Genomic DNA, 22,674 nt, shown 5'->3' with positions numbered 1-22,674 from the left:
TTTGTGAGTCAAGCCAGTTTTCGAGAAATTGCCCGGAGAGAGCCATGGACGAAAAAGTCGCCGCGAAGGCCGATCAGGTGGGCATTGCTTCGCCGCGCCGGTCGCCTGCGCAGCAGCGCAGCCGCGAGCGGGTGGAGCGGATGCTCGCGGCAGCCTCGGCACTGATTGCCGAGCAGGGCAGCGATGCCATGCGCATGGGCGAGGTGGCGGAAAAGGCAGGGGTGTCGATCGGCTCGCTCTACCAGTTCTTCCCGGACAAACGGGCGATCGTCTGGGCGCTGGCCGAGCGCTACACCGCCGAAGGCCAGGCCTGTATTTCGGCCGCGCTAAAAGATGTCGAGGACGCCGAGGGCTTTAAGAGCGCGTTTTCAGAGGTGGTCGACATCTATTACCAGCTGTTTCTGGCCGAGCCTGTGATACGCGATGTCTGGTCCGGCACGCAGGCCGACAAGGCGCTGCGCGCGCTCGAACTGGCCGACAGCCGGGCCAACGCCGAATTCCTGGTGGCGGTGCTGAAGCGGCTGCGGCCCGATGCCGATCCGGTCCAACTGGAGACGACGGCATTTCTGGTGTGGCAGATGGGCGAGGCCGCCGTGCGGCTGGCGATCTCGGTCGATCGGGAAGAGGGCGACAGGCTGGTCGAAGCCTACAAGCGCATGGCGCTGAGGGAGTTGGTGGGGGAGTAGGGGCTAAGGCGATTGGCGAAATCGCCGGCGGGAGCGCCCCTCTCCCCGTCACTATACGGGGAGAGGATGCCGGCAGGCAGGTGAGGGGCAGCGCCAGCCTATGACGTAGGCGTCGCCGAAAAGTGCACTGTCACCGAATTGCAAATCGAATTCTCTGGCTAACGGTGGAGGTTAGCGCTGCCCCTCATCCGCCCGTTGGGCACCTTCTCCCCGTGAAACGGGGAGAAGGTAGGAATGTGGCCAACAAAAAACCCGCCTCGAAGGCGGGTTTTTCAAATCTCGCAGGCCTACTGGGCTTAGAGGCCGAAACCCTCGAAACGCTTCTTGAACTTCGACAGGCGGCCGCCGCGGTCGAGCAGGGTCTGCTGGCCGCCGGTCCAGGCCGGGTGCGTGGTCGGGTCGATGTCGAGGTTCATCGTGTCGCCTTCCTTGCCCCAGGTCGAACGGGTCTGGTACTCGGTGCCATCGGTCATGACGACCTTGATGGTGTGGTAGTCGGGATGGATATCGGCCTTCATTGTCGTGTTTCCTGGCTGCCGGCGCTGCTGACGGGCCTATGGCCTGCGTCGATGCGCCCCTTTTTAAAACTCGAAGCCGCAGCTAATGAAAAGCCACGGCTTCTAAAACGGTCGGCGAGCCTATACATCAGCCGGAATTGAATCACAAGGCCGCGGCAAGCGCATATTGAAGCGCGGTATTGACAAGCGGCCAGAGGAAACGCTCATGGCGGAGATCGGTGCCAGTGGAGACCAGCGCAGGCGCTCGGTCCGGCCGCTGAGAAACCTTTTCCCCTATATCATCCGCTACCGGAAACTGGCGGTCGGCGCGATCATCTCGCTGATCGTGGCCGCGGTGACCACGCTTGCATTGCCGATGGCCGTGCGGCGCATGATAGATCACGGTTTCGAAGCCGCGAGTTCCACCTTCATTGCTGAGTATTTCGCAGCGCTCGTGGTGATGGCGGCTTTGCTGGCGGCGGCTTCGGCCAGCCGCTACTATTTCGTCGTCACGCTCGGCGAGCGGGTCGTGGCCGATATCCGCCGCGACGTCTTCTCGCATGTCACGACGCTGTCGCCCGCCTTCTTCGACAAGGCGCATTCGGGCGAGATCGTCTCGCGGCTTGCAGCCGATACCACGCAGGTGAAGTCGGCGGTCGGCGCCACCGCCTCGGTCGCGCTGCGCAATGTCATCCTTGGCCTCGGCGCGGTGGCGATGATGGTCGTCACCAGCCCGAAGCTGTCGGGCCTGGTGATCGCGGCCATCCCGGTGATCGTGCTGCCGCTGGTCGCCTTCGGCCGTTCGGTGCGGCGCAAGTCCCGGCAAGCGCAGGATACGCTCGCCGAAGCAACCGCCTATGCCAGCGAGCAGATCGGCGCGGTGCGCACGCTGCAGGCCTTCACCAACGAGAAGCTGGTCACCGGCCGCTTCGCTGGCGCCGTCGACGCCGCCTTCGAGGCCGCGCGGGCCTCGGTGTTCGCGCGCTCGTTCCTCACCTTCTTCGCCATATTCATGATCTTCTCCTCGGTGGTCGCGGTGCTGTGGTTCGGGTCGCGGGACGTGCTTGCCGGCACCCTGTCACCCGGCACGCTCGGGCAGTTCCTGCTCTATTCGGTATTTGCCGCCGGCGCGCTCGGCGCGCTGTCGGAGGTGTGGAGCGAGCTGTCGCAGGCGGCGGGCGCCGCCGAGCGGCTGACGGAGATCCTGGCCGAGAAACCGGCCATCCAGCCGCCTGCCGATCCTCAACCGCTGCCGGCCACGGCCAAGGGCGCGATCAGCTTCGACGACGTCTCCTTCTCCTATCCGGCGCGGCCGGACCGTGCCGCGGTGCATGGCCTGAGCTTCCAGGTGAAACCGGGCGAGACGGTGGCGATCGTCGGGCCCTCAGGCGCGGGCAAGAGCACCGTCTTCTCGCTGATCCTGCGCTTCTACGATCCCGAGAGCGGCCGCGTCGTCATCGACGGCGTCGATGTGCGCGAGGCCGATCCGACGGCCGTCCGCCAGCGCATCGCGATCGTGCCGCAGGACGTCACCGTCTTCGCGGCGAGCGTGCGCGACAATATCGGCTTCGGCAGGCAAGGCGCCAGCGACGCCGAGATCGAGGCCGCGGCCAAGGCGGCCCTTGCCGACGAATTCATCGCCAGGCTCGACAAGGGCTATGACAGCCAGGTCGGCGAGCGCGGCGTGACGCTGTCCGGCGGGCAGCGCCAGCGCATCGCGATCGCCCGCGCCATCCTGCGCGACGCGCCGATCCTGCTGCTCGACGAAGCGACCTCGGCACTCGACGCCGAGAGCGAGACGCTGGTGCAAAAGGCGCTTGAGCGGCTGATGCGCGGCCGCACCACCATCGTCATCGCCCACCGGCTGGCGACGGTGCTGAAGGCCGACCGCATCCTGGTGATGGATGGCGGGCGCATCGTCGAGGAAGGCACGCATCAGAGCCTGGTCGCCAAGGGCGGCATCTACGCCCGGCTCGCCAAGCTGCAGTTCGAGACCGGCGCCGGCGCCTTCCGGGGCGCGGCGGAATAGAAATGGGTTCAGTCCGCTCGCCAGTCGGCGAGCAGGATGATGCTGCCCAAATGTTTTGTTTTGGCAAAATGCCGCTGGTCGGCTGTCACCAATGTTGCAGTGCGGTTGATGGCGATTGCGTGGTAGACGCAATCGTTGAGCGTGGGATAGCCACCGGCAGGACTGAGCCGCGTTGCCATCTCCTGTGTCTTGGCCAGTTCCTCCGTATCTGGCTCCAGAAGTTCGAAACCGGCTTCCCGCAATCCGCCGATCAGCTTTGCGACCATGACAAAGGATTGCTCATAGTGAAGCGCCGCCGATAGCGCCTCGTAAAGCAGGATGCTGGGGGCGGCCATGACGCGGCCATCCGCAATGTTCTTCATGAACAGATTTCGAGCCAGTTGGCTGTCATCCTCATCCCGAAAGAGCTTGATGAAGATCGACGCGTCGACGATGATCACCTCTTGCGACCTTCGAGGACGTCCGCCGGCCTGCCGTCCATCTCCAGACGAATTCTGCGCAGCACGTCGGTCGAGTCTTCGCCGCCGGTGGAAACTGGCTTGAAGTCCCGGATCATTTTCAGAGCGCGTTCTTTCGCGGCATCCTTCAATGCCTTTGCGATCGCCTCTTCGACAAAGCGGGATCGCTTGCTCTTCGGAACCTGGCTTTCAAGCGTCTCCTTGATCGAGCTGTCGATCGAAAACGTCGCGCGTTCCTTTGGACCCGAAGCGTTCATCTGCGCACCTCTAGATCATAAGATATAGTAGTACGAAATAGTACGCAAATGATCTACCACCGCCGCCCGGTGCAGTTCTCAAGGATGCGCGGGCGATCAGCTATTCTATCAGCCGCCGTAGCGCCTGCGCAGGTGCTGCGTGAAGTAAGTGGCATTGAGCTTTTCGCCGGTGGCGCGCTCGAGCAGGTCCGGCGTCGACCAGCGCGAGCCCTGCGACCAGATCTTTGCGCGACGCCACTCGTTGACGGCGCTGAAATCGCCCTTGGCGAGGTCCTCGTCGGCGGAGGGGTGCTCCCTGATCAAAGCCGCCCATTGCTGCGCCGCCATCATGGCGCCGAGCGTGTAGGAGGGGAAATAGCCGAAGGCGGCGCCCGGCCAGTGCACATCCTGCATCGGCCCGTCGGCGGGGTTGTCGATGGTCGAGAGGCCGAGATAGTCGCGCATCTTGGCGTCCCAGGCTTCGGGCAGGTCGGCGACCTCCAGCCGGCCGGACACGAGCTCCTGCTCGAGCTCGTAGCGCAGGATAACATGCAACGGATAGGTGACCTCGTCGGCGTCGACGCGGATCAGGCCGCGCTCGACATGGTGGACATGCGGCAGGATGTCGTCGAGCGACCAGGCCTCGCCGAGGTGTTTTTCGACCACCGGCAGCGCCCAGCGCCAGAAGGCCGGGTTGCGGCCGATCTGCTTTTCGACGAACAGGCTTTGGCTCTCATGCACAGCCATGCCGCGCGCCTTGCCCAGCGGCCAATGCGACCAGGCTTTCGGCAGGTTCTGCTCGTAGAGCGCGTGGCCGGTCTCGTGCAGCACGCCCATCAGCGCCGACAGGAAGTCGGAGGTCTTGTAGCGGGTGGTGATGCGCACGTCGGTCGGCACGCCGCCGCAGAAGGGGTGGTGCGACACCGAGAGCGAGCCGTGGGTGAGGTCGAAGCCGACCGCCGCCATCATGGCAAGGCCGAGCTCGCGCTGGCGGTCGACGGCATAGCTGCCCGACAGCGGCTTCAACGGATGTTTCGCCAACCGCGCATCCTGCACGGCCAGCGCGCGCGGCAGGAAATCCTTGAGGAAGGCCTTCAGCTCGGCAAACACCGGCGTGATGTCGGTGGCGCGGTTGCCGGGGTCATACTGCTCCATCAGCGCGTCATAGGGGGCGAGGCCGAGCACTTCGGCGCGCAGCGCTGCTTCCTCGCGCACCAGGGCCACGACGCCTTCCAGCGCCGGCAGGAAGCCGGCCCAGTCGTTCTTGGCGCGCAGGTCGCGCCAGAGCTGCTCGGAACGCATGCGCGCCACCGTCTGGCGCTCGACGAATTCGACCGGCAGGCAGGTGAGGTTGGTGTATTGGCGGCGCAGTTCCCGCACCGCCGCCTGCTGCTCTTCGCCCAGCGGCTCGGCTTCGGCGGCGGCAATCCAGTCGCCGATCTCCGGCGCGGTCGCCTGGGCGTGCAGCATGCCGGCAAGCGAGGACATCGCCTCGGCGCGCTTCTCGCCGCCGCCGACCGCCATATGGGTCGCCTCGTCGGCGCCGAGGATGGCCAAGGCATGCTCCAGCGCTTCGAGCTTGTGGCCGAGTTGGTCGAGTTTCTGGAAAGACATGATGGATCCCGAGGTCAATTTGGCTGGCGCGAAAAGATACCAAGGCGCCGAGCTTGGCAACCCTGTCCGGTCGCGATGGGGTCAGCCGTCTTGCCTTGCGAGCCTACTGCGTGATCAATGCCTTCAACAAACTGCTGGAGGGGACAATGGTCGGCAATATCCTGGTCGGGCTGGTGGCACTGATCCACTGCTATATCGTCTATCTTGAGATGGTGTTGTGGGACACGCCGCGCGGCCGCAAGGCGTTTGGACTGACGCCGGAATTCGCCAGCGCCTCGAAGGTGCTTGCCGCCAACCAGGGGCTCTATAACGGCTTTCTCGCCGCGGGCCTGATCTGGGGTCTCTATCTCGGCGCCGGCGGGTTCCAGGTCAAGATGTTCTTCCTGCTCTGCGTCGCCGTCGCCGGCCTCTATGGCGCGGCGACCGTCGGCCGCAAGATCCTCTTCATCCAGACGGTGCCGGCGGTGCTCGCCATCGTCGCGCTTTGGCTCGGCCTGTGATCGAAACGGGTATGCGATCGAAAAAGGACGCCCTCGGGGCCAGGTCCCGCGGGCGCCAGTTGGTCCCTTCCTGTGGGATCAGAGCAAATGCTCTAAAGCATGTCTCCCGAAAGTGGGCCCGGTTTCGGGACAAAGACATGCTTAAAATCAAAAACTTAAAGCAGATCGCGTGAATTCTTTTTCACGCGACCTGCTTTAACCGTTCGGGTAATTCCCGCCATCGTCGCCGTCGCCCATCATGAAGCCGCTGCCGGTGTCGTTCATCAGCCTCTGGTCGACATTGTCGAGACGGCGCAGCAACTCATGGTATTGCGCGGACGGGATCCTGCCGTGATCCGAAGCCGCGACATGCTCCGCGGCCTGGCTGATATGCGCGGCGCGCATATGCAGTTGCTGCGCTTCCGAAGCTGAAATGCTGTTTGCCTGCCGGGCGTCGGTGATGCCCTGATCCACGCCCTGGACCTGATCGATAAGGCTGGTCACGCGCGGGCCGGTGAAATCGGTTGGAGCGGTCGCGTCGAGAAGCCCCTTGTGATGTCCGGCCGCATAGGCGCCGGCGAGCGGAGCCGCGATCAGCGTGGCAGCCAGGGTTACAGTCTTGAGAGATGTTGAAGCGCGCATGGCGGCGCATCCTCCTGCAGGGAAGGAAGCGGTCCTGCCGCATTGCCTTCCGACCTTTCCGGGCCGTCCGGTTCCGTCGCGTCGCGATGGGAGGCATCGCCGGCGGTCCCCGGCCCTGCGTAGCAAATTAGGTGCGTCGATTCGCGATGTGTAATTAAAAAAAGATAATGTTTTCAGGCCTTGCCGCCAGGACTTGTCGCGCTAAGTATTCAGCCGACGAACAACTTCCCGTGACTTTCTGTGATAATGGGTCACCGTTCTGTGAGCTTCAGTTCAATGCGGCGGTTCTTGCCGCGCGCCTCGTCGGTATCGGCCGGGTCGAGCGGCTGGAACTCGCCGAAGCCGGCGGCTACCAGCCGGTTGGCCGGCACGCCGTTCTCGATCAGGAACTTCACGACGGACGTCGCGCGCGCGGTCGACAGTTCCCAGTTGTCGCGATAGCGGCCGGTGCCTGACAGCGGCTTGTTGTCGGTGTGGCCGTCGACGCGCAGCACCCAGCTGATCTCGGGCGGGATTTCCTTCTGCAATTCGATGATGGCGTCGGCGAGCTTCTTCATCTCGACCTTGCCGGCGTCGTTGATCTCGTCGGAGCCGGTTGGGAACAGCACCTCCGACTGGAAGACGAAACGGTCGCCGACGATGCGGATGTTCTCGCGGTCGGCGAGGATCTCGCGCAGCCGGCCGAAGAAGTCGGAACGGTAGCGGTTGAGCTCCTGGACGCGCTGCGCAAGTGCTACATTCAGGCGGCGGCCGAGATCGGCGATCTTGGTGTTGGAGTCGTGGTCGCGCTGCTCGGAAACGTTGAGCGCGTCTTCCAGCGCGCCGATCTGCTTGCGAAGGGCCGCTATCTGCTGGTTGAGGATCTCGACCTGGCTCAGCGCCTGCTGGCTGATCTGGCGCTGGTTGCTGAGCTCGCCGGAAAGCTGGTCCGCCCGCTTGTTGGCCGCGTCGCCGGCGCCGGCGCCCTGCGAGAGCAACTGTTCGAGGCGGCTTTTTTCGGCTTCCGACGCCGACAGCGAAGCCTGCAAATTGGCGAGCGAGTCTTCCTTATCCTGGCTGTTCGAGCGCTCCAGCGCCAGCAACTGGGTCAGCTCGTTGATCTGCGAGTTGAGGCGGTTCAGCACCGTGTCCTTGCCGGAAATCTCGCGGCTGAGCAGGAATTGCGCCAGCACGAAGACCGTGAGCAGGAACATGATCGCCAACAGCAGCGTCGACAGCGCGTCGACGAAGCCAGGCCAGTAGTCGATGCGGCGGTCGGCGCGCCGTCTTGCCAGCGCCACGTCAGTGGACCCCTTGCTTCTTCAGCGCGTCGGCGATCTTTTCCAGCGTGTTGCGCATGGCCTTCTGCTCGTCGGACTGGGCCTCGACCCAGTCGCGCATGATCTGCTGCTCGGAGCGCATGTTCTTGACCAGCCCCGAGATACCGTCGGCAAGATTGGCCATGGCGGTGGCGACGCGCGGATTGGAGCCGCCGCCATTCTCCTGCAGGCTGCGCAGCCGCTCCGACAGCAGGCGGATGTCCTCGGAGGATTCGGTTGTCTTCGACGTGTCGGAGACCACGATGTCGGACGACAGATCGGTGACAGAGGACAGCCAGTTCTCCAGTTCGGTGTAGAAGCGGGTCTGGGCGCGGCCGGCCTGCAGGTCGAGGAAGCCGAGCACAAGCGATCCGGAAAGGCCGAACAGCGAGGACGAAAACGCGGTGCCCATGCCGGCGAGCGGCGCCGACAGGCCCTGTTTCAGCGCGTCGAGAACGGCGGCCGCATCGCCGCTGCCCGGGTCCAGCGCCTCGATCGTCTCGCGGATCGAGGCGATGGTGTTGAGCAGGCCCCAGAAGGTGCCAAGCAGGCCGAGGAACACGAGCAGGCCGACCAGATAGCGCGAGGTGTCGCGGCTTTCGTCGAGGCGCGTGGCGATGGAATCCAGCATCGTGCGCATCGACGAGGTCGAGAAGGCCATCGAGGACGAACGGCCGATCATCGCCTTCATCGGCGCCAAAAGAACCGGCTCGGTGGTCTCGGAGCCGGCGCGGAAGGAATTGACCCAGCGCACCTCGCGGAACAGCCGCCCGACCTGGACGAAGGCAAGCAGGATGCCAACCGCCAGCACGCCGACGATCAGTCCGTTGAGGCCCGGATTGCTGGAGAAGGCGGTCGATATCTGGCGGGTGAGGATGGCGGCGATGAAAGCGACGATGATCAGGAAGATCACCATGGTGAGCAGGAAGACCTGCGGGCTCGACAGCTTGTGCGGATCATAGACCAGGACGTCCGATCGCCTGCCGAAGGATCTGAGAAAAGCCATCCGTGCCCCGTTTCCGATGCCACCGCCGCAGAATTGCCGCGACTCTAAACGGAATTGTGACCAAATTGAATGGCGCTTGGCAATATGGCCTGACAGGCCCGCGCCACAGGCCTAGCTCATGCTCTAGAACCGGTTGACGACAAGGCAGTCGACCATGGCGGCCAAATGAAGGCCGGCGCCGGTGACGACGAAGCCGTGCCAGACGGCATTGTGGAAGCGCAGGCCCTTCCAGGCGAAGAAGATGACGCCGCAGGAATAGACGATGCCGCCGGCGATGAGCAGCGCGACGGAGGTCGTCGGCAGCGTGTGGACCAGCGGTCCGGCGAGCACGACGCCGCTCCAGCCGATGGCGAGATAGAAGACGATGGCCAGCCGGTCGTAGCGGCCGGGCACGAACATCTTGATGGCGATACCGGCCGCTGCCGCGCTCCACACGACGACGATCATGGGCAGCGCCAACGGCGAGTTGTCGAGCTGGGCGAGGAAGGGCGTGTAGGTGGCGGCGATCAGCAGATAGATCGCGGCGTGATCGAAGCGGCGCAGGATCCATTTCGCCGGCCACGACACCGGCCACAGATTATAGGCCAGCGAAACCGAGAGCACGGTGAGCAGCGACACCACGTAGAACACTGCGGCGATATATTCGCCCGGACCGGAATGGAAGGCGGCCAAAGCCAGGAAAGCGGAGCCGGCCGCGATCGCCAGCACGATGCCGACCGCGTGGACGATGCCGTCGGCGATCATTTCGGCACGCGAATAGTGCCAGCGCCCGACAAAGGGGATTTCAAGCGTTGTATCTGGACGCGCGTCGTTCATCGATGATCCTGCAACGCCTAATCTGGGCGCTTGCGGACCAGTATTTCAAGCTTCGGTTGCGGTTTTGCGACTAAAGGCGCGCGTCCTTTCGACGCGCGAAGGACGCCATAGTCAGTCAGCGAGCAGCCAATGGCTTCTTCACGGTCTTGAGCAGCGCGCGCTGGATGAGCTCGTTGCCGGCGACGACCTCGCCATTGTCCAGCATGTCCTGCGCGCCATCCATGTCGGAGACGAAGCCGCCGGCTTCGCGCACCAGAAGGATGCCCGCCGCGATGTCCCAGGAGGACAGGCCGGTTTCCCAGAAACCATCCATGCGTCCGGCCGCGACATAGGCGAGATCGAGCGCGGCGGAACCCAGGCGGCGCACGCCGGAGACTTCGGCCATGACGTTGCGCAGCTCGATCAGGAAATTGCCGTGCTGGCCGCGACCGAGATGCGGCACGCCGCAGCCGATCACCGCGTCGGTCAGCTTGGAGCGCCCGGCGACGCGCAGCCGCCGGTCGTTCATGAAGGCGCCGCCGCCGCGCTCGGCCGTGTAGAGCTCGTCCATCGCCGGATTGTAGACGACGCCGGCGACGACCTGGCCCTGGCGCTCGAGGGCGATCGACACGGAGAAGAGCGGGATGCCGTGCAGGAAATTGGTGGTGCCGTCGAGCGGGTCGACGATCCAGCGGTGCTGGGCGTCCTCGCCTTCGACCGCGCCGCGTTCTTCCATCAGGAAGGCGTAGCCCGGCCGCGCCTTGGAAAGCTCGGTGAAGACGATCTCTTCGGCCTTGCGGTCGGCCTGGCTGACATAGTCGCCCGGCCCCTTCATCGAGACCTGCAAGTTCTGCACCTCGCCGAAGTCGCGCGACAGCGAGCGGCCGGCCTTCATCGCGGCCTGGACCATGACGTTGAGGAGAGCGGAACGCGCCATTTTTTTCTTCCTGCTTTTTGCCGTTAATCCGCGCGGCGCACGTAGGTGATTTCGTTGGTGTCGACGATGATGCGCTCGCCGGCCGAAATGAAGGGCGGCACGAGAACGCGGATGCCGTTCTCCAGCACCGCCGGCTTGTAGGAGGAGGCGGCCGTCTGGCCCCGCACAACCGGGTCGGCCTCGGTAATGGTCAGCGTCACCTGGTCGGGCAGCGAAATGCCGATCGGCCGCTCCTCGTAAAGCTGCACCGTCACCATCATGCCGTCCTGCAGGAAGGCGGCGCGCTCGCCGACGAAGTCCTTCGCCAGCTCGAGCTGCTCGTAGCTTTCGGTGTCCATGAAGACCAGCGCGTCGCCCTGCTCGTAGAGGAACGAAAAATCCTTCAGGTCGAGCCGGATCTGCTCGACGGTCTCGGCCGAGCGGAAGCGCTCGTTGAGCTTGGTGCCGTTGATCAGGTTCTTCAGCTCGACCTGATTATAGGCGCCGCCCTTGCCTGGCTTGACGGTGTTGGTCTTGACCGCCACCCACAGCCCGCCATCGTGCTCGATGACATAGCCGGGACGGATTTCGTTGCCACTGATCTTGGCCATGATGAACTGATCCGGAATGAGATTTTTCTGGCGCGGCGCGCGCTTTGGCGCCTCCAAGACCACAAATTGCGCATAGTAGCAAGGGAGGCCGGACATGCCGTCCGTGGCGCTATGCGTCAAGGCAGGCGATTTGCCTTCTGCAGCGCCTGCTTGGTCTGGTCGTCGTCGAGGCCCTGCAGGAAATCGTCCATCTGCGGGTCGATAAGGCCGGCGCGGCGGGCGACGATGTACCAGGCGCCGGCCAGGATCAGGTCCGGATCGGTGCCGATGCCGCCCATATAGAGCTTGGCGAGGCGGTTCTGGGCCGCGACATTGCCGCCTTGCGCCGCCCGCTTCATCCAGGCAAAGCCCGATTTCAGGTCGCGCGGGCCGCCGCGTCCCTCGATCATCCAGGCGGCGAGGTCGACCTGCGCGGTGTCGTAATTCTGTCGCGCGGCTTGCGCCAGCAGAAGACGCGCCTGGGCGTCGTCATGCGGCTTGCCGCCGGCGCCGTTGGCGTAGAGCTGCGCCATCGCATATTGGGCGTCGGCAAGGCCGGTGGCGGCGGCGCGCTCATAATAGACGGCGGCCTTCACAAGGCCGCCGTCGCCGGGATCCTGCTGGACGAGCAACTGGGCGAAGTTGAACTGCGCAAGCCGGTTGCCGGCCTCGGCCGAGGCCTGCATCAGCGCGAAGGCGCCCTTTTCGTCCTTCTTCGCATAGCGGCCGTCGAGCAGCATCAGCGCATATTGGAACTGCGCCTCTGGCACGCCCTGCTCGGCGGCAAGCGCATACCATTTGCTGGCCTCGGCCGGATTGAGCGGCACGCCCAGCCCGCGCGACAGGATTTCGGCCACCAGCGTCTCGGCCGCCGGATCGCCGTTCTTGGCGCGGTCCATGGCAAGGTTGTAAGCGGTCTTGTAGAGCCCGCGCTGGAAGGCGCCATAGGCGGCGTCCGGCTGCTTGGCGCCGAAGCGGTCGGGATTGACGGCGTCGGCCGATGGCGGCGTCATGGTGGCCGGCTGCGGCAAGGTGTTCTGGATCGGCTTGTCGATATGGGGAGCGCCGCCGAACCTGCTCGCGTCAGGCGCGCCGGCGTCCGGCGTGCCTGCGTTGGGCGTGACCGTATTCGGTGTGCCGGCGTCTGGAGAGCCGGCATCCGGCCGCGGCTGCGGGACGGTCTGAGCCGCCGTCGCGGCCTGCGCAAACAAGCCGGCCAGGACAACCAGAGGAAGGACACGCAGGCGCATGTCAGCTCTCGAAGCGCGGCGCGGTTTGATCGAGCAGCGCGTTGGCGGCGGCGATCGCCGCCCGCGGGTCGCGCGCGTCGGCAAAGACGGCGCTGGACAGCGCCACGAACTCGGCGCCGGTCGCGGCCACCGTCTCGACGGAGGCAAGCTCGGAGCCGGCCATGACGATGCAAGGGATCGAGATCATCTCCGCCCACCATTCGCCGAGGGCGAGGTTGCGGTGATGCGGCTCCGGCTTGTTGTCGTAGCCGAAGCGGCCGAAGAACATGTAGTCTGGCCGCGCTTCGCCGAGATCCAGCGCTTCGTCGCGGGTCTTGGCGCCGCCGACGCCGACCATCATCTTGCCGGCCACGCGCTCGATCGTCTCGGCGAGCTCACCGGGCTTGACATCGACATGGATGCCGTCGGCCTGGACGCGCCCGGCGATGCGGCTGTCGCCGGCAATGATGACGGCGACGCCGGAGGCCTGCGCTATCGGCACGATCCTCGCGGCGAAGGCCTGGAAAGAGGCATCGTCCATGCCGTTGTCCGGCAGGATCAGCGAGGCGACGTCGCCGCCCTCGAACGCCGCGCAGATCTGCTCCGCCGACACGAGCGGCGGCGCGATCAGCACGATGCGGCAGCGGTTGGGCGGGTTTATATCGTTCATTGGCCTTCGATCCCGGTTTCGCCTATGCCGGGCGAACATGGTTGCATTGCGGCATAGAGCAAAGGGGGCGGCTTGAACAGTCGGCTATGCGGCGGACGGAGACCGGTCCGCACGAGCATCGTCGCGCCGGGTCTTCATGATGAGATCCAACACGCGCTGCGGCTGTTCGATTCCGAGAAACTGCGGGACCGGATCCAGCGCCGGAAACCACCCGTTCATCCGTGAGAATGGATATGCCGACATGGCGGCTCCGAAGCGCAAGGTCCCCTTCGTCGCCGTTTCGCCGGTCAACTGGACGTCGGGAATGCGTTCGAGATCGATCGAGGTGAAGTTGGCGGACGGGGCGCCGCGCAGGATCAGGATACGCTTGTTGGTGACGGCGTAGCATATCCGCCGCCTCAGCCAGGCGTCGAATATGAACCTGCCGAAAACCATGAAGAGGCCGACGCAGACGAACATCGCTCCCCAGGCGTCAAAGAACAGTGGCGCGCCTTGCCTCGTCGCCGAATAGGTCCAGAAAATCGCAAAGCCGCACCAGAGCAGGCTGAACGGGATCAGAAAGACGTCGCGACTGGAGAACAGCAGTCCCTGCGCGGGCGTCCCACTCCACAAGATGCGTTCATGCGGCAACAGCCGGCCTTGAAAGAGTTGATTTTCCACGCAGCCACCCGCCACTTTCCGCCGGTTCATTCATTGCATAAGTGGTGTTTCGGCACCAATGCAAATCTCGGCTTCCGGACTTGCAGGCGGCCGGCAATGGGCTGCGAGGACAGGCACATGGCGCAAAATATCTACGACCATCCGGATTTCTTCGATGGCTATAGCCGCCTCGGCCGCTCGGTCGAGGGCCTGGAGGGCGCGCCCGAATGGCCGGCGCTGCGCGCCATGCTGCCCGACGTCGATGGCGCAAGCATTGTCGATCTCGGCTGCGGGTTCGGCTGGTTCTGCCGCTGGGCGCGCTCGCATGGCGCAAGAGAAGTCCTAGGCCTCGACCTCTCGGAAAAGATGCTTGCCCGCGCACGCGCCGCCGGCTCCGACGGCGGCGTCACCTATCAGCGCGCCGACCTCGATGAGCTCAGTCTGTCGAAGGCGCGTTTCAATCTCGCCTACAGTTCGCTTGCGCTGCATTATGTCGGCGATGCAGCGCGCCTGTTCGCGACCGTCCATCAGGCCCTGGTGCCCGGCGGAGCCTTCGTCTTCTCAACGGAACATCCGATCTATATGGCTCCGACCGATCCGGGCTGGTCGGTCGATGCCACGGGCAGGAAGACATGGCCGGTCGACCGGTATCTGGTGGAGGGGCCGCGCAGCACCGACTGGTTCACCAAGGGCGTCGTGAAATATCACCGCACCATCGGCACCACGCTCAATTTGCTGATCCAGGCCGGATTCAGCATCGGCCATGTCGAGGAATTTTGCCCGACGGACGAGCAGATCGCCGCCCGGCCGGAACTCGCCGAGGAGCTGGAACGGCCGATGTTCCTGCTTGTTCAGGCGCGGCGTTGAACGGCCGGACGCTGGCCTAAAGCGCGCCGTACTGAAACGGATTCAGGCGACGCGCTTTAGGTCTTTGTTTTGATGCATGTCGTTATCCCAGAACCGCTGCGCACTTCTGGGCGACATGCATTAGAGTTCAAGCTTGTAGCCGACGTGGCTGGCCTTGAAGCCAAGGCGCTCATAGAAGCGATGCGCGTCGGTCCGGCTCTTGTTGGTCGTCAGCTGGACGACCCGGCAGCCCCGCTCGCGGCATTTGTCGATCGCCCATTCGAACAGACGCTGTCCCAGCCCTTCGCCGCGCCGGCTCGACGCGACGCGCACCGCCTCGATCAGGCCGCGACGGGCGCCGCGCAGCGACAGTCCGGCGATAAAGGTGATCTGCAGCGTGCCGATGACGTCGTCGCCGTCGGTCATCACCGCGAGGAACTAGTTCGGATCGCCGTCTATCGCCGCGAAGGCGTCGAGATAGGCTCGCGACAGCGGCAGCCCGGCGTCTTCGCGGGCCTGGCCGAGCGCATCGTCGGCAAGCATCGCGACGATTGCCGCCACGTCCGCTTCGCGAGCCTTGCGGATGCTGATGGCGCTCATTTCCATACCTCGAGACAGCGAGCCGATCGAAAACGGCCCTGACAGCGCGGCGGCCGTCGATGCCGGCTCGGCAATAGCGGATGCCGGCATTAATGACTATCCCGGCGGCGCCATTCTGCGCTATGGCTGGCTCCCCGCCTTCTCCAACCTTCCCTTGCCGATGTCAGGCCTGCTCAGCGATCCGTGGTTCTATGCCGCCGCCATTCCGGCGGTGATCCTTGTCGGCCTGTCGAAAGGCGGCTTCGGCGGCGCCGTCGGTTTCGTCGGCGTGCCGCTCATGGCGCTGACCATTCCGCCGGTTCAGGCGGCCGCCATCCTGCTGCCGATCCTGTGCCTGATGGATGTGGTTTCCGTGTGGACCTGGTGGGGCGTCTACGACCGCAAGATGCTGGTCGACATGATGCCCGGCGCCGTCATCGGCATCGGACTTGGCTGGCTGACCGCGGCCTTGGTCACCGAGGAGATGGTGCGGCTGATCGTCGGCGCGGTCGCGCTGGTGTTCGTGCTGCGCTGGCTATATTTGCAGTTCCGCCACGGCGCCGGCCATGCGGCGGAGCCGAACCGCATCGCGGCGGCCTTCTGGGGCGCGGTCGCAGGCTTCACCAGCTTCGTCGCCCATGTCGGCGGTCCGCCCTTCCAGGTCTATGCGCTGCCGATCCGGCTCGACCCGAAAGTGCTGTCGGGAACAGCGGCGATCTTCTTTGCTGCCACCAATGCGCTGAAGCTGATCCCCTATTTCGCGCTCGGCCAGTTCGACACCACCAATTTGACCGCCTCGGCGGTGCTGATGCCGCTGGCGCCGCTCTCCACCATTGCCGGCGCGTGGCTGGTGCGCCGCATGCGGCCTGAGATATTCTACCCATTCACCTACGCGACCGTCGCGGTGGTCGCCGTCAAGCTGTTGTGGGATGGCATTGCCGGTTTCTGGTGAGGCCGGCCGCCGGGCCAGCCTCACCAGAAGGATTCAAGCGGCGCTCGGCACCATCTGGCGGCCGCCGCCGAAGGCGAGCGCGGCGCCCAGCGCAACCACCATCGCCATGCCGGCAAGAATACCGATGTCGTGCAAAGTGGGCTTCAGCACCATGTCGGCGATGATCACCAGCATCACCGCGTAGTCGAGGCGCGCCCAATTCATCATGCGCTGGCCGATGGCAAGAACCGCCGGCGTCACGCCCTGCTCGGCGACCATGGCGCCCATGCGCTCGCCGGTCGGCTTGAAGACGAGCATGCCGATCGAGAAGGTGGTGGCGTAGCCGACGAGGCCGATGACGATCCACAGCTCGGTAAAGCCGACCCAGAAGCCGCACATGATGAGGCCGAAGGCCAGCGTCAGCATCGACATCGGCGCGAAGAACCTGCCGCCGAGCTGTCCGCTGGCGCGCATTGCCTGCAGCTTGTCCTCGATGTTGCCGGCACGCTCGGCCAGCACGCCGAGCAGGAACAGCACGAAGCCGCCGCCGACCCACAAAACGGCCGAAACGACGTGAAGGAATTTGACGATCGAATACCAATCCATGATTTGCTCCCGGATATCCCGCCTGGTTTCGAGCGGCGCGGATCCGCGCGCCGCTTCAGAGGAGCGGGCTTTTGCGTGGCGCGTGTTTCGGAACGATGTCGCGGCGGCGGCCAACATGTTTCGATGGCCGGGTTCGGCGTTCGAAGGTCCGGTTTTCAGACGATCCCGGGCGGCGAAGCCGGCTGTCCTGTTCCGGCACAGGAAAGCGCGGTCGCTTAAAAAATCGTCGCCGTGTTAAGGGTTCATTAAGCTTTACGGGCGTTTACTATGCGCATCCAGTTTTGCTGGATTCTTACCGAGTGGTTGGAGCCACTTTGTTTGACGCCTCCCTGTTAAACTCCTGAGAGCCGCCTTATCCGCGGCTCTTTTTTTGTCCGCGGGCGGCAGGCTGGCGCCATCCGCTTGCGGATGGCTGGAACGAGGCCGGCGTTAACCGTTTGTTAAACATGCGCTTGCCTTCATGGGCATCGAAGCGCATTTTCAAGCCTCAGTCATTTAGGGTGCGGGCCACGTCGGCGAGGATTGCCGAATCGGCTTGCGGCAGTGCAGGGGCGTATCGATGAACGAGCCTTCGAAGGGCGCGAAAACCATTAAACTGGCGGAGCGCCGGGTTTTCTCCCAATCCTTCAAGCCGCTCTACCAGGAAGGCATGGGGCTGGTCGAGCAGGCAGCCGAATATCTCGATGGCAAGGGCAGGCTCGAGGCCAAGAAATTGTCGCGCACGGCGGCGACGCTCTATGCGGCCGAATCGATGCGGCTGACCACAAGGCTCATGCAGGTCGCCTCCTGGCTGCTGCTGCAGCGTGCGGCGAATTCCGGCGAGATGACGCGCGACCAGGTGGCCTCGGAGAAATCCAAGGTGCGGCTCGACACGGCGTCGGCGCATGACGAGGCGCTTGGCTGGAACGAGTTGCCCAAGGATTTTCTGGACCTCGTGACGCGCTCGCTGCGCCTGCAGGCGCTGGTGCGGCGCATGGACGAGGAAATCTATGGCGGCGTCATCAACGACACGCTCGCCCCCAGCCGGCGCGCCAACCCGGTTTCCGACCAGATCAGCCTTTTGAATACGGCGTTCGCCCGCGGCTGAAGCTGCGTCTGCAAGAAACGCGCGGGAGCGGGAACCACATCCCCCAATCGAGCCGCGATTTGGCGAGCCGTTTTGGCCGCAAGTCGGACGCCTGCGCTTCCGGCCGTTCTTCGATATTGCGGGCAGCCGTCATAGCATTTGAAGGCCATGCCGGCCTTCGCGAGAAAGATCAGCCTTGCCTTAACGAGATGAGACCCTAGTTGGGGCCGTTCGCCGCAGCCCGGTCGACCCGAGCCGGTTCTGCAGGAAAATCACCGTCACTGTGACCAAAGCAGATTGCGAGGCTTGATCCCGTGCATTCGCCATTGGACCGCATCCCGGTATCGATCATCATCCCCAATTATAACTACGACCAGTTCCTGGGACGCGCCATCGACAGCGCGTTGGAGCAGGACCACCGAAATGTCGAGGTTGTGGTCGTCGACGACGCATCGACGGATGCGTCGGTGGCCGTCATCGAATCCTACGGCGACAAGATCCGCCCGTGCCTGAGGCGCAGGAATGGCGGCCATGCCGCCGCGTTCAATACCGGCTTCGAGGCGAGCACCGGGGAGATCGTCCTTTTCCTCGACGCTGACGATTACCTCTATCCGAACGCCGTCTCCGAGGTCCTGGACGAGTGGGACGCGGACGTCGCCCAGGCGCAGTTCAGGTTGCATCTCGTCGATGAGGACCAGCGTATCAAGGATGTCTTCCCACCTCCGGAACAGCCGTTCGACTCTGGCGATGTCGTGCCGGAATTGTTGCGAAAGGGGCGATACCATACGACGGTGACAAGCGGGCTGGCGTTCGACCGCGAGGCACTGGAAACGATAATGCCCATGCCCGAAAGCGATTTCCGGCAGGGCGCCGATGGCTACCTCGCGACGCTCGCGCCGCTGCACGGGGAGGTGAAATCCATCGACACCTGCCTCGGCGCCTACCGCATCCACGGCTCCAACCATTCGGTCTTCGCCGAAAGGCTTGCCGAGCGGGCGCGTTGGCGCGTGCAGCATGATTTCCGCCGTCTCGAAGCCTTGTCCGGCCGAGCCGCCGAGATCGGTCTCACCGTATCGCCGGATGCCGGCCTTCGCGATCCGGTCCATCTGGAAGAGCGATTGGCTTCGCTCTGTGTCGACGAGCCTCAGCATCCGGTCACGACCGACTCCCGGCTGGGACTGGCAAAAGCGGGCGCCTCCGCCAGTCTGGAAATGAACGCATCCTGGCGTCGGCGGGCCGCGCTGGCGGTCTGGTTCCTCTGCATCGGAATTCTCCCGCGGCGCATGGGCAATGCAGTCCTGGCCTGGAAGCTGGTCGCATCGTCCAGGCCGGCATTTCTCACACGGCTGTCGAAAGCTATCCGTCGCGTGACGAACTAGAACCTCGACACAGGGATTTTGAAAGGTTGCCGTTTGTCTTGGTGCAAGGTTTTCCATCAATCAGCGCAACGCTGGAGATTGGTCGAAGCCGCCCCTACCTCGTCATTCTATGGCGGAGCAAGGAGCGAAGCGACGCGGCGCAGACCATAGAATCCATGCCATGACTTGGAAGCGTCGCTGCGGTGCAGAATTCTGCTCCGTTGCACGCCTTGGCGAAGGTAACGGCATGGATTCTAGGGTCTGCGCGCCGCTGCGCGTCGCTCCGCCCTAGAATGACGATCGCGAAGGGCGTTTCGGCCAATCTCCAACGAACGTATGCCACCTGCCGATGCAAATAGGGCCGATCGGTCAAAACTTCGGTGCAGTGCCACCAGCCGAGATTGGACAATGCCGGCGCGAACGCCGGACCAGGATGCCCATTGGATCGCGATCGTTTCCGGTTTGTTCACATTTCGCTGGCATCGCTTGCCGCCACGGCTAAACTTGGCGCATGGGGGAAGCGATTCGCATCATCGGCATCGATCCGGGGCTGAGGCGCACCGGTTGGGGTATTATCGACAGCGTCGGCAATTCGCTGCGCTTCGTCGCGTCCGGCACGGTGCGGTCCGACGAAAAGGAGTCGCTGGCGACAAGGCTCTGCCAGCTGCATGACGGCTTGGCCGAGGTGCTGCACCAGGCCATGCCGCATGAGGCAGCGGTCGAGCAGACTTTCGTCAACAAGGATGCGACCGCGACGCTGAAGCTCGGCCAGGCGCGCGGCATCGCCATGCTGGTGCCGGCGCGCGCCGGGCTGGTGGTCGCCGAATACGCCCCCAACGCCGTCAAGAAGGCGGTGATCGGCGTCGGCCACGGCGAGAAGAAACAGATCCACATGATGGTGAAGGTGCTGATGCCGAAGGCTGTCTTCGACACCGACGATGCCGCGGACGCTCTGGCCATCGCCATCTGCCATGCGCATCACCGCCCGAGTGCGGCCTATCGGATGGCTGCTCTGGTAGCTTGTTCTTGACTTGTTCTCATTTGCCCGGTAAGTAATACCTCGGAGGTATTACCATGCGTGTGACCACCAAAGGGCAAGTCACGATCCCCAAACAAATAAGGGATCACCTGGGCATAGGCCCGGGTTCGGAGGTCCAGTTCGTGGCCACCGACGAGGGCGCCCGGCTTGTCGCCGTCAACGAAAACATTTCGGAGGAGGAAGCTGCCCGCAAATTCAAGGAGATCCTCGACAAGATGGAGGGGACGCTGGATTTGGGCGGCATGACGACGGACGAGTATATGGAGTGGTTGAGGGGACCACGTGAAAATCTCGACGTTAATTGACACAAACGTGCTCATTGATGTCTGGGGTCCGGCTGGGCCGCTGACGGAATGGTCCGCGTCGGCGATCGTCTCCTGCCGACGCGATGGCGCGCTGGTCATCAACAGCATCGTCTGGTCCGAGCTTGCTCCTCTGGTCGCTTCCGAAGCAATGCTGAGGAAAGCAGCCGAGAGACTTGAAATGGATCGCGAGTTTTTGCCTTGGGAAGCCGCATTCCTGGCTGGGGTGGCACATTCCCGTTATCGGCGGGCCGGCGGTGTTCGGGAGCGGACCTTGCCGGATTTTTTCATTGGCGCTCATGCGGCCGTCGCCGGTCACCGCCTCTTGACGCGCGACGCGCCTCGCTATCGCAGCTATTTCCCAGACCTCGAAATCGTCTCTCCGGAAACACATCCATGAAGGCCAGGCCATGATCGGCAAGCTGAAAGGCACGCTGGACGAGATCGACGAAGACTCCTGCCTCGTCGACGTGCACGGCGTCGGCTATGTCGCCCATTGCTCGGCGCGCACGCTTGCCGCGCTGCCGTCGCCCGGCGAGGCGGTGGTGCTGTTCATCGAGACCTATGTGCGCGAGGACATGATCCGGCTCTACGGTTTCCAGAGCGCGTTGGAGCGCGAGTGGTTTCGCCTCTTGATGAACAATGTGCAGGGCGTCGGCGCCAAGGTGGCGCTGGCTATTTTGTCAACGCTGGCGCCTGCCGACCTCGCCAATGCGATCGCGCTGCGCGACATCGCCATGGTTTCCCGCGCGCCCGGCGTCGGCAAGAAGGTGGCCGAGCGCATCGTCACCGAATTGCGCAGCAAGGCGCCGGCCTATGCGGGCGCGGCCACCGGAACGATCGGCCTCAAGCAGGAGCTCGGCGAAGGGGTGGCGGCCGCACCGATCACGGACGCGGTTTCGGCGCTGGTCAATCTCGGCTATTCGCGCGACATCGCGGCGAATGCGGTTGCGGCCGCGCTGAAATCGGCCGGCGAGGGCGCGGACGCGTCCAAGCTGATCCGCTTCGGGCTGAGGGAGCTGGCGCGGTGAGGCAGCGCTTGTCCCGCCATCGGTCCTATGCAAGGAAGGCGGCATGAGCCTTTCGCCCCGCCTCATTGCCCCCGACAAGCGCGGCGAGGATGCCGACCAGACGCTGCGGCCGCAGTCGCTCGACGAGTTCGTCGGCCAGGCGGCGGTGCGAGCCAATCTCAAGGTCTTCGTCGATGCCGCCAAGGGTCGCGGCGAGGCGCTCGACCATGTGCTGTTCGTCGGGCCGCCCGGACTGGGCAAGACGACGCTGGCACAGATCATGGCGCGCGAGCTTGGCGTCAATTTCCGCTCCACCTCCGGGCCGGTGATCGCGAAGGCGGGCGATCTCGCAGCGCTGCTCACCAATCTCGAAGAGCGCGACGTCCTCTTCATCGACGAGATCCACCGGCTCAATCCGGCGGTCGAGGAAATCCTCTATCCGGCGATGGAGGATTTCCAGCTCGACCTGATCATCGGCGAAGGCCCGGCGGCACGCTCGGTCAAGATCGACCTCGCCCGTTTCACGCTAGTCGCGGCGACAACCCGACTCGGGCTGCTGACCAATCCGCTGCGCGACCGGTTCGGCATTCCGGTGCGGCTCAATTTCTATACGGTCGAGGAGCTGGAGCAGATCGTGCGCCGCGGCGCACGCATCCTGTCGATGCCGCTCGGCGACGACGGGGCGGTGGAGATCGCGCGCCGCGCGCGCGGCACGCCGCGCATTGCCGGCAGGCTGTTGCGCCGGGTGCGCGACTTCGCCAGCGTCGCGGGTGCCGCGCATGTCGACAGGAAGATCGCCGACGAGGCGCTGATAAGACTTGAGGTCGACGCGCTCGGCCTCGACGCGCTCGACCGCCGTTACCTGTCGATGATCGCGCGCAATTTCGGCGGCGGCCCGGTCGGCATCGAGACGATCGCGGCGGGGCTCTCAGAGCCGCGCGACGCGATCGAGGATATCATCGAGCCCTATCTCATCCAGCAGGGCTTCATCCAGCGCACGCCGCGCGGCCGCGTGCTGACCGCCAATGCCTGGCGCCATCTCGGGCTCGACCCTCCGAAGGATATCGCCCAGCAGCAGATCAGCCTGTTCCAGGAAGAGTAACGCAGATTTGTTCGCCGTTTGGCAGCGCAACGGCTCGTCTGCGCAGAATCT

At 64.4% G+C, this 22,674-nt stretch carries 26 protein-coding genes and 1 pseudogene; 12 read left to right on the top strand and 15 right to left on the bottom strand.

Translation table 11 applies throughout. From position 1 onward, the window contains the following. Window positions 1-44: 44 nt before the first annotated feature. Entirely contained in the window at window positions 45-686 is a 642-nt protein-coding gene (locus tag AC0YKC_RS27620) for a TetR/AcrR family transcriptional regulator (RefSeq protein WP_488513365.1), read from the top strand. 296 nt (window positions 687-982) lie between these two features. Here AC0YKC_RS27620 and rpmE read toward each other — a convergent pair whose 3' ends face one another. Then, complete coding sequence (gene rpmE / locus AC0YKC_RS27615) at window positions 983-1,204, bottom strand: 50S ribosomal protein L31 (RefSeq protein WP_027166741.1); 222 nt, start codon at window positions 1,202-1,204, stop codon at window positions 983-985. Window positions 1,205-1,409: 205 nt separating this feature from the next. On the opposite strand from rpmE, the gene AC0YKC_RS27610 reads away from it, so the two are divergent. Continuing rightward, a complete protein-coding gene (locus AC0YKC_RS27610; protein WP_488513364.1) occupies window positions 1,410-3,212 on the top strand; it encodes an ABC transporter transmembrane domain-containing protein in 1,803 nt (600 codons plus the stop codon). A gap of 8 nt (window positions 3,213-3,220) precedes the next feature. Here AC0YKC_RS27610 and AC0YKC_RS27605 read toward each other — a convergent pair whose 3' ends face one another. From AC0YKC_RS27605 to AC0YKC_RS27595, 3 genes are all read right to left on the bottom strand, one after another. Then, window positions 3,221-3,652 carry a type II toxin-antitoxin system VapC family toxin gene (locus AC0YKC_RS27605; protein ID WP_488513363.1) on the bottom strand — a complete coding sequence of 144 codons (432 nt, stop codon included), beginning with the start codon at window positions 3,650-3,652 and terminating at the stop codon, window positions 3,221-3,223. Continuing rightward, entirely contained in the window at window positions 3,649-3,927 is a 279-nt protein-coding gene (locus AC0YKC_RS27600; RefSeq protein ID WP_488513362.1) for a hypothetical protein, read from the bottom strand. Before AC0YKC_RS27600 ends, AC0YKC_RS27605 begins: the two co-directional genes overlap by 4 nt. 108 nt (window positions 3,928-4,035) lie before the next feature. Next, window positions 4,036-5,520: a carboxypeptidase M32 gene (locus tag AC0YKC_RS27595; protein ID WP_488513361.1), complete on the bottom strand. Its 1,485-nt coding sequence runs from the start codon at window positions 5,518-5,520 to the stop codon at window positions 4,036-4,038. A 146-nt stretch (window positions 5,521-5,666) separates the two neighbouring features. Here AC0YKC_RS27595 and AC0YKC_RS27590 point away from each other — a divergent pair, with 146 nt between their 5' ends. Next, on the top strand, window positions 5,667-6,020 hold the full coding sequence (locus tag AC0YKC_RS27590; protein ID WP_320296766.1) for a DUF1304 domain-containing protein: 354 nt from the start codon (window positions 5,667-5,669) through the stop codon (window positions 6,018-6,020). 195 nt (window positions 6,021-6,215) lie between these two features. Here the strand turns inward: AC0YKC_RS27590 and AC0YKC_RS27585 are convergent, their stop codons facing one another. The 9 genes from AC0YKC_RS27585 to AC0YKC_RS27545 all read right to left on the bottom strand — a co-directional run bounded on the left by AC0YKC_RS27585 (window position 6,216) and on the right by AC0YKC_RS27545 (window position 13,820). Continuing rightward, complete coding sequence (locus tag AC0YKC_RS27585; protein WP_488513360.1) at window positions 6,216-6,641, bottom strand: hypothetical protein; 426 nt, start codon at window positions 6,639-6,641, stop codon at window positions 6,216-6,218. Window positions 6,642-6,892: 251 nt separating this feature from the next. After that, window positions 6,893-7,921, bottom strand: a complete 1,029-nt coding sequence (locus AC0YKC_RS27580) for a peptidoglycan -binding protein (protein ID WP_488513359.1) — start codon at window positions 7,919-7,921, stop codon at window positions 6,893-6,895. A 1-nt stretch (window position 7,922) separates the two neighbouring features. Further along, window positions 7,923-8,945 (bottom strand): MotA/TolQ/ExbB proton channel family protein, encoded by a 1,023-nt coding sequence (locus AC0YKC_RS27575; protein WP_320296424.1) that lies wholly within the window; start codon window positions 8,943-8,945, stop codon window positions 7,923-7,925. Between the two features lie 123 nt (window positions 8,946-9,068). After that, window positions 9,069-9,761, bottom strand: a complete 693-nt coding sequence (gene trhA, locus AC0YKC_RS27570) for a PAQR family membrane homeostasis protein TrhA (RefSeq protein WP_320296425.1) — start codon at window positions 9,759-9,761, stop codon at window positions 9,069-9,071. 115 nt (window positions 9,762-9,876) lie between these two features. Further along, window positions 9,877-10,677 (bottom strand): inositol monophosphatase family protein, encoded by an 801-nt coding sequence (locus AC0YKC_RS27565; protein WP_320296426.1) that lies wholly within the window; start codon window positions 10,675-10,677, stop codon window positions 9,877-9,879. Window positions 10,678-10,700: 23 nt separating this feature from the next. Beyond that, entirely contained in the window at window positions 10,701-11,267 is a 567-nt protein-coding gene (gene efp / locus AC0YKC_RS27560) for an elongation factor P (protein ID WP_320296427.1), read from the bottom strand. Between the two features lie 116 nt (window positions 11,268-11,383). Continuing rightward, window positions 11,384-12,496 (bottom strand): tetratricopeptide repeat protein, encoded by a 1,113-nt coding sequence (locus tag AC0YKC_RS27555; protein WP_488513358.1) that lies wholly within the window; start codon window positions 12,494-12,496, stop codon window positions 11,384-11,386. Window position 12,497: 1 nt separating this feature from the next. Beyond that, a complete protein-coding gene (locus tag AC0YKC_RS27550; protein ID WP_488513357.1) occupies window positions 12,498-13,145 on the bottom strand; it encodes a thiamine phosphate synthase in 648 nt (215 codons plus the stop codon). A gap of 84 nt (window positions 13,146-13,229) precedes the next feature. Continuing rightward, window positions 13,230-13,820 (bottom strand): PH domain-containing protein, encoded by a 591-nt coding sequence (locus AC0YKC_RS27545; protein WP_434724355.1) that lies wholly within the window; start codon window positions 13,818-13,820, stop codon window positions 13,230-13,232. 102 nt (window positions 13,821-13,922) lie between these two features. On the opposite strand from AC0YKC_RS27545, the gene AC0YKC_RS27540 reads away from it, so the two are divergent. Then, complete coding sequence (locus tag AC0YKC_RS27540; protein ID WP_488513356.1) at window positions 13,923-14,651, top strand: class I SAM-dependent methyltransferase; 729 nt, start codon at window positions 13,923-13,925, stop codon at window positions 14,649-14,651. Window positions 14,652-14,771: 120 nt separating this feature from the next. Here AC0YKC_RS27540 and AC0YKC_RS27535 read toward each other — a convergent pair. Next, window positions 14,772-15,230: pseudogene (locus AC0YKC_RS27535) on the bottom strand (GNAT family N-acetyltransferase). A gap of 160 nt (window positions 15,231-15,390) precedes the next feature. On the opposite strand from AC0YKC_RS27535, the gene AC0YKC_RS27530 reads away from it, so the two are divergent. Beyond that, on the top strand, window positions 15,391-16,161 hold the full coding sequence (locus tag AC0YKC_RS27530) for a sulfite exporter TauE/SafE family protein (protein ID WP_488513402.1): 771 nt from the start codon (window positions 15,391-15,393) through the stop codon (window positions 16,159-16,161). A 33-nt stretch (window positions 16,162-16,194) separates the two neighbouring features. Here the strand turns inward: AC0YKC_RS27530 and AC0YKC_RS27525 are convergent, their stop codons facing one another. After that, entirely contained in the window at window positions 16,195-16,746 is a 552-nt protein-coding gene (locus AC0YKC_RS27525) for a DUF2269 family protein (RefSeq protein WP_488513355.1), read from the bottom strand. 559 nt (window positions 16,747-17,305) lie between these two features. Here AC0YKC_RS27525 and rcdA point away from each other — a divergent pair. The 7 genes from rcdA to ruvB all read left to right on the top strand — a co-directional run bounded on the left by rcdA (window position 17,306) and on the right by ruvB (window position 22,623). Next, entirely contained in the window at window positions 17,306-17,833 is a 528-nt protein-coding gene (gene rcdA, locus AC0YKC_RS27520) for a protease adaptor protein RcdA (protein WP_488513354.1), read from the top strand. A gap of 293 nt (window positions 17,834-18,126) precedes the next feature. Beyond that, window positions 18,127-19,191, top strand: coding sequence for a glycosyltransferase family 2 protein (locus tag AC0YKC_RS27515; protein ID WP_488513353.1), 1,065 nt, complete (start codon window positions 18,127-18,129; stop codon window positions 19,189-19,191). A gap of 490 nt (window positions 19,192-19,681) precedes the next feature. Next, window positions 19,682-20,200 (top strand): crossover junction endodeoxyribonuclease RuvC, encoded by a 519-nt coding sequence (gene ruvC, locus AC0YKC_RS27510; RefSeq protein WP_320296436.1) that lies wholly within the window; start codon window positions 19,682-19,684, stop codon window positions 20,198-20,200. 44 nt (window positions 20,201-20,244) lie between these two features. After that, a complete protein-coding gene (locus AC0YKC_RS27505) occupies window positions 20,245-20,514 on the top strand; it encodes an AbrB/MazE/SpoVT family DNA-binding domain-containing protein (RefSeq protein ID WP_320296437.1) in 270 nt (89 codons plus the stop codon). Next, window positions 20,492-20,911 carry a type II toxin-antitoxin system VapC family toxin gene (locus AC0YKC_RS27500; protein WP_320296438.1) on the top strand — a complete coding sequence of 140 codons (420 nt, stop codon included), beginning with the start codon at window positions 20,492-20,494 and terminating at the stop codon, window positions 20,909-20,911. Before AC0YKC_RS27505 ends, AC0YKC_RS27500 begins: the two co-directional genes overlap by 23 nt. Window positions 20,912-20,921: 10 nt before the next feature. After that, window positions 20,922-21,542 carry a Holliday junction branch migration protein RuvA gene (gene ruvA / locus AC0YKC_RS27495; RefSeq protein ID WP_320296439.1) on the top strand — a complete coding sequence of 207 codons (621 nt, stop codon included), beginning with the start codon at window positions 20,922-20,924 and terminating at the stop codon, window positions 21,540-21,542. A gap of 43 nt (window positions 21,543-21,585) precedes the next feature. Then, window positions 21,586-22,623: a Holliday junction branch migration DNA helicase RuvB gene (gene ruvB / locus AC0YKC_RS27490; RefSeq protein ID WP_320296440.1), complete on the top strand. Its 1,038-nt coding sequence runs from the start codon at window positions 21,586-21,588 to the stop codon at window positions 22,621-22,623. Window positions 22,624-22,674: the final 51 nt, after the last annotated feature.

It is taken from the genome of Mesorhizobium sp. CNPSo 4661 (genome assembly GCF_057784215.1).
The sequence above is the reverse complement of the archived record's forward strand: the minus strand, read 5'-3'. Positions and strand labels throughout refer to the sequence as shown.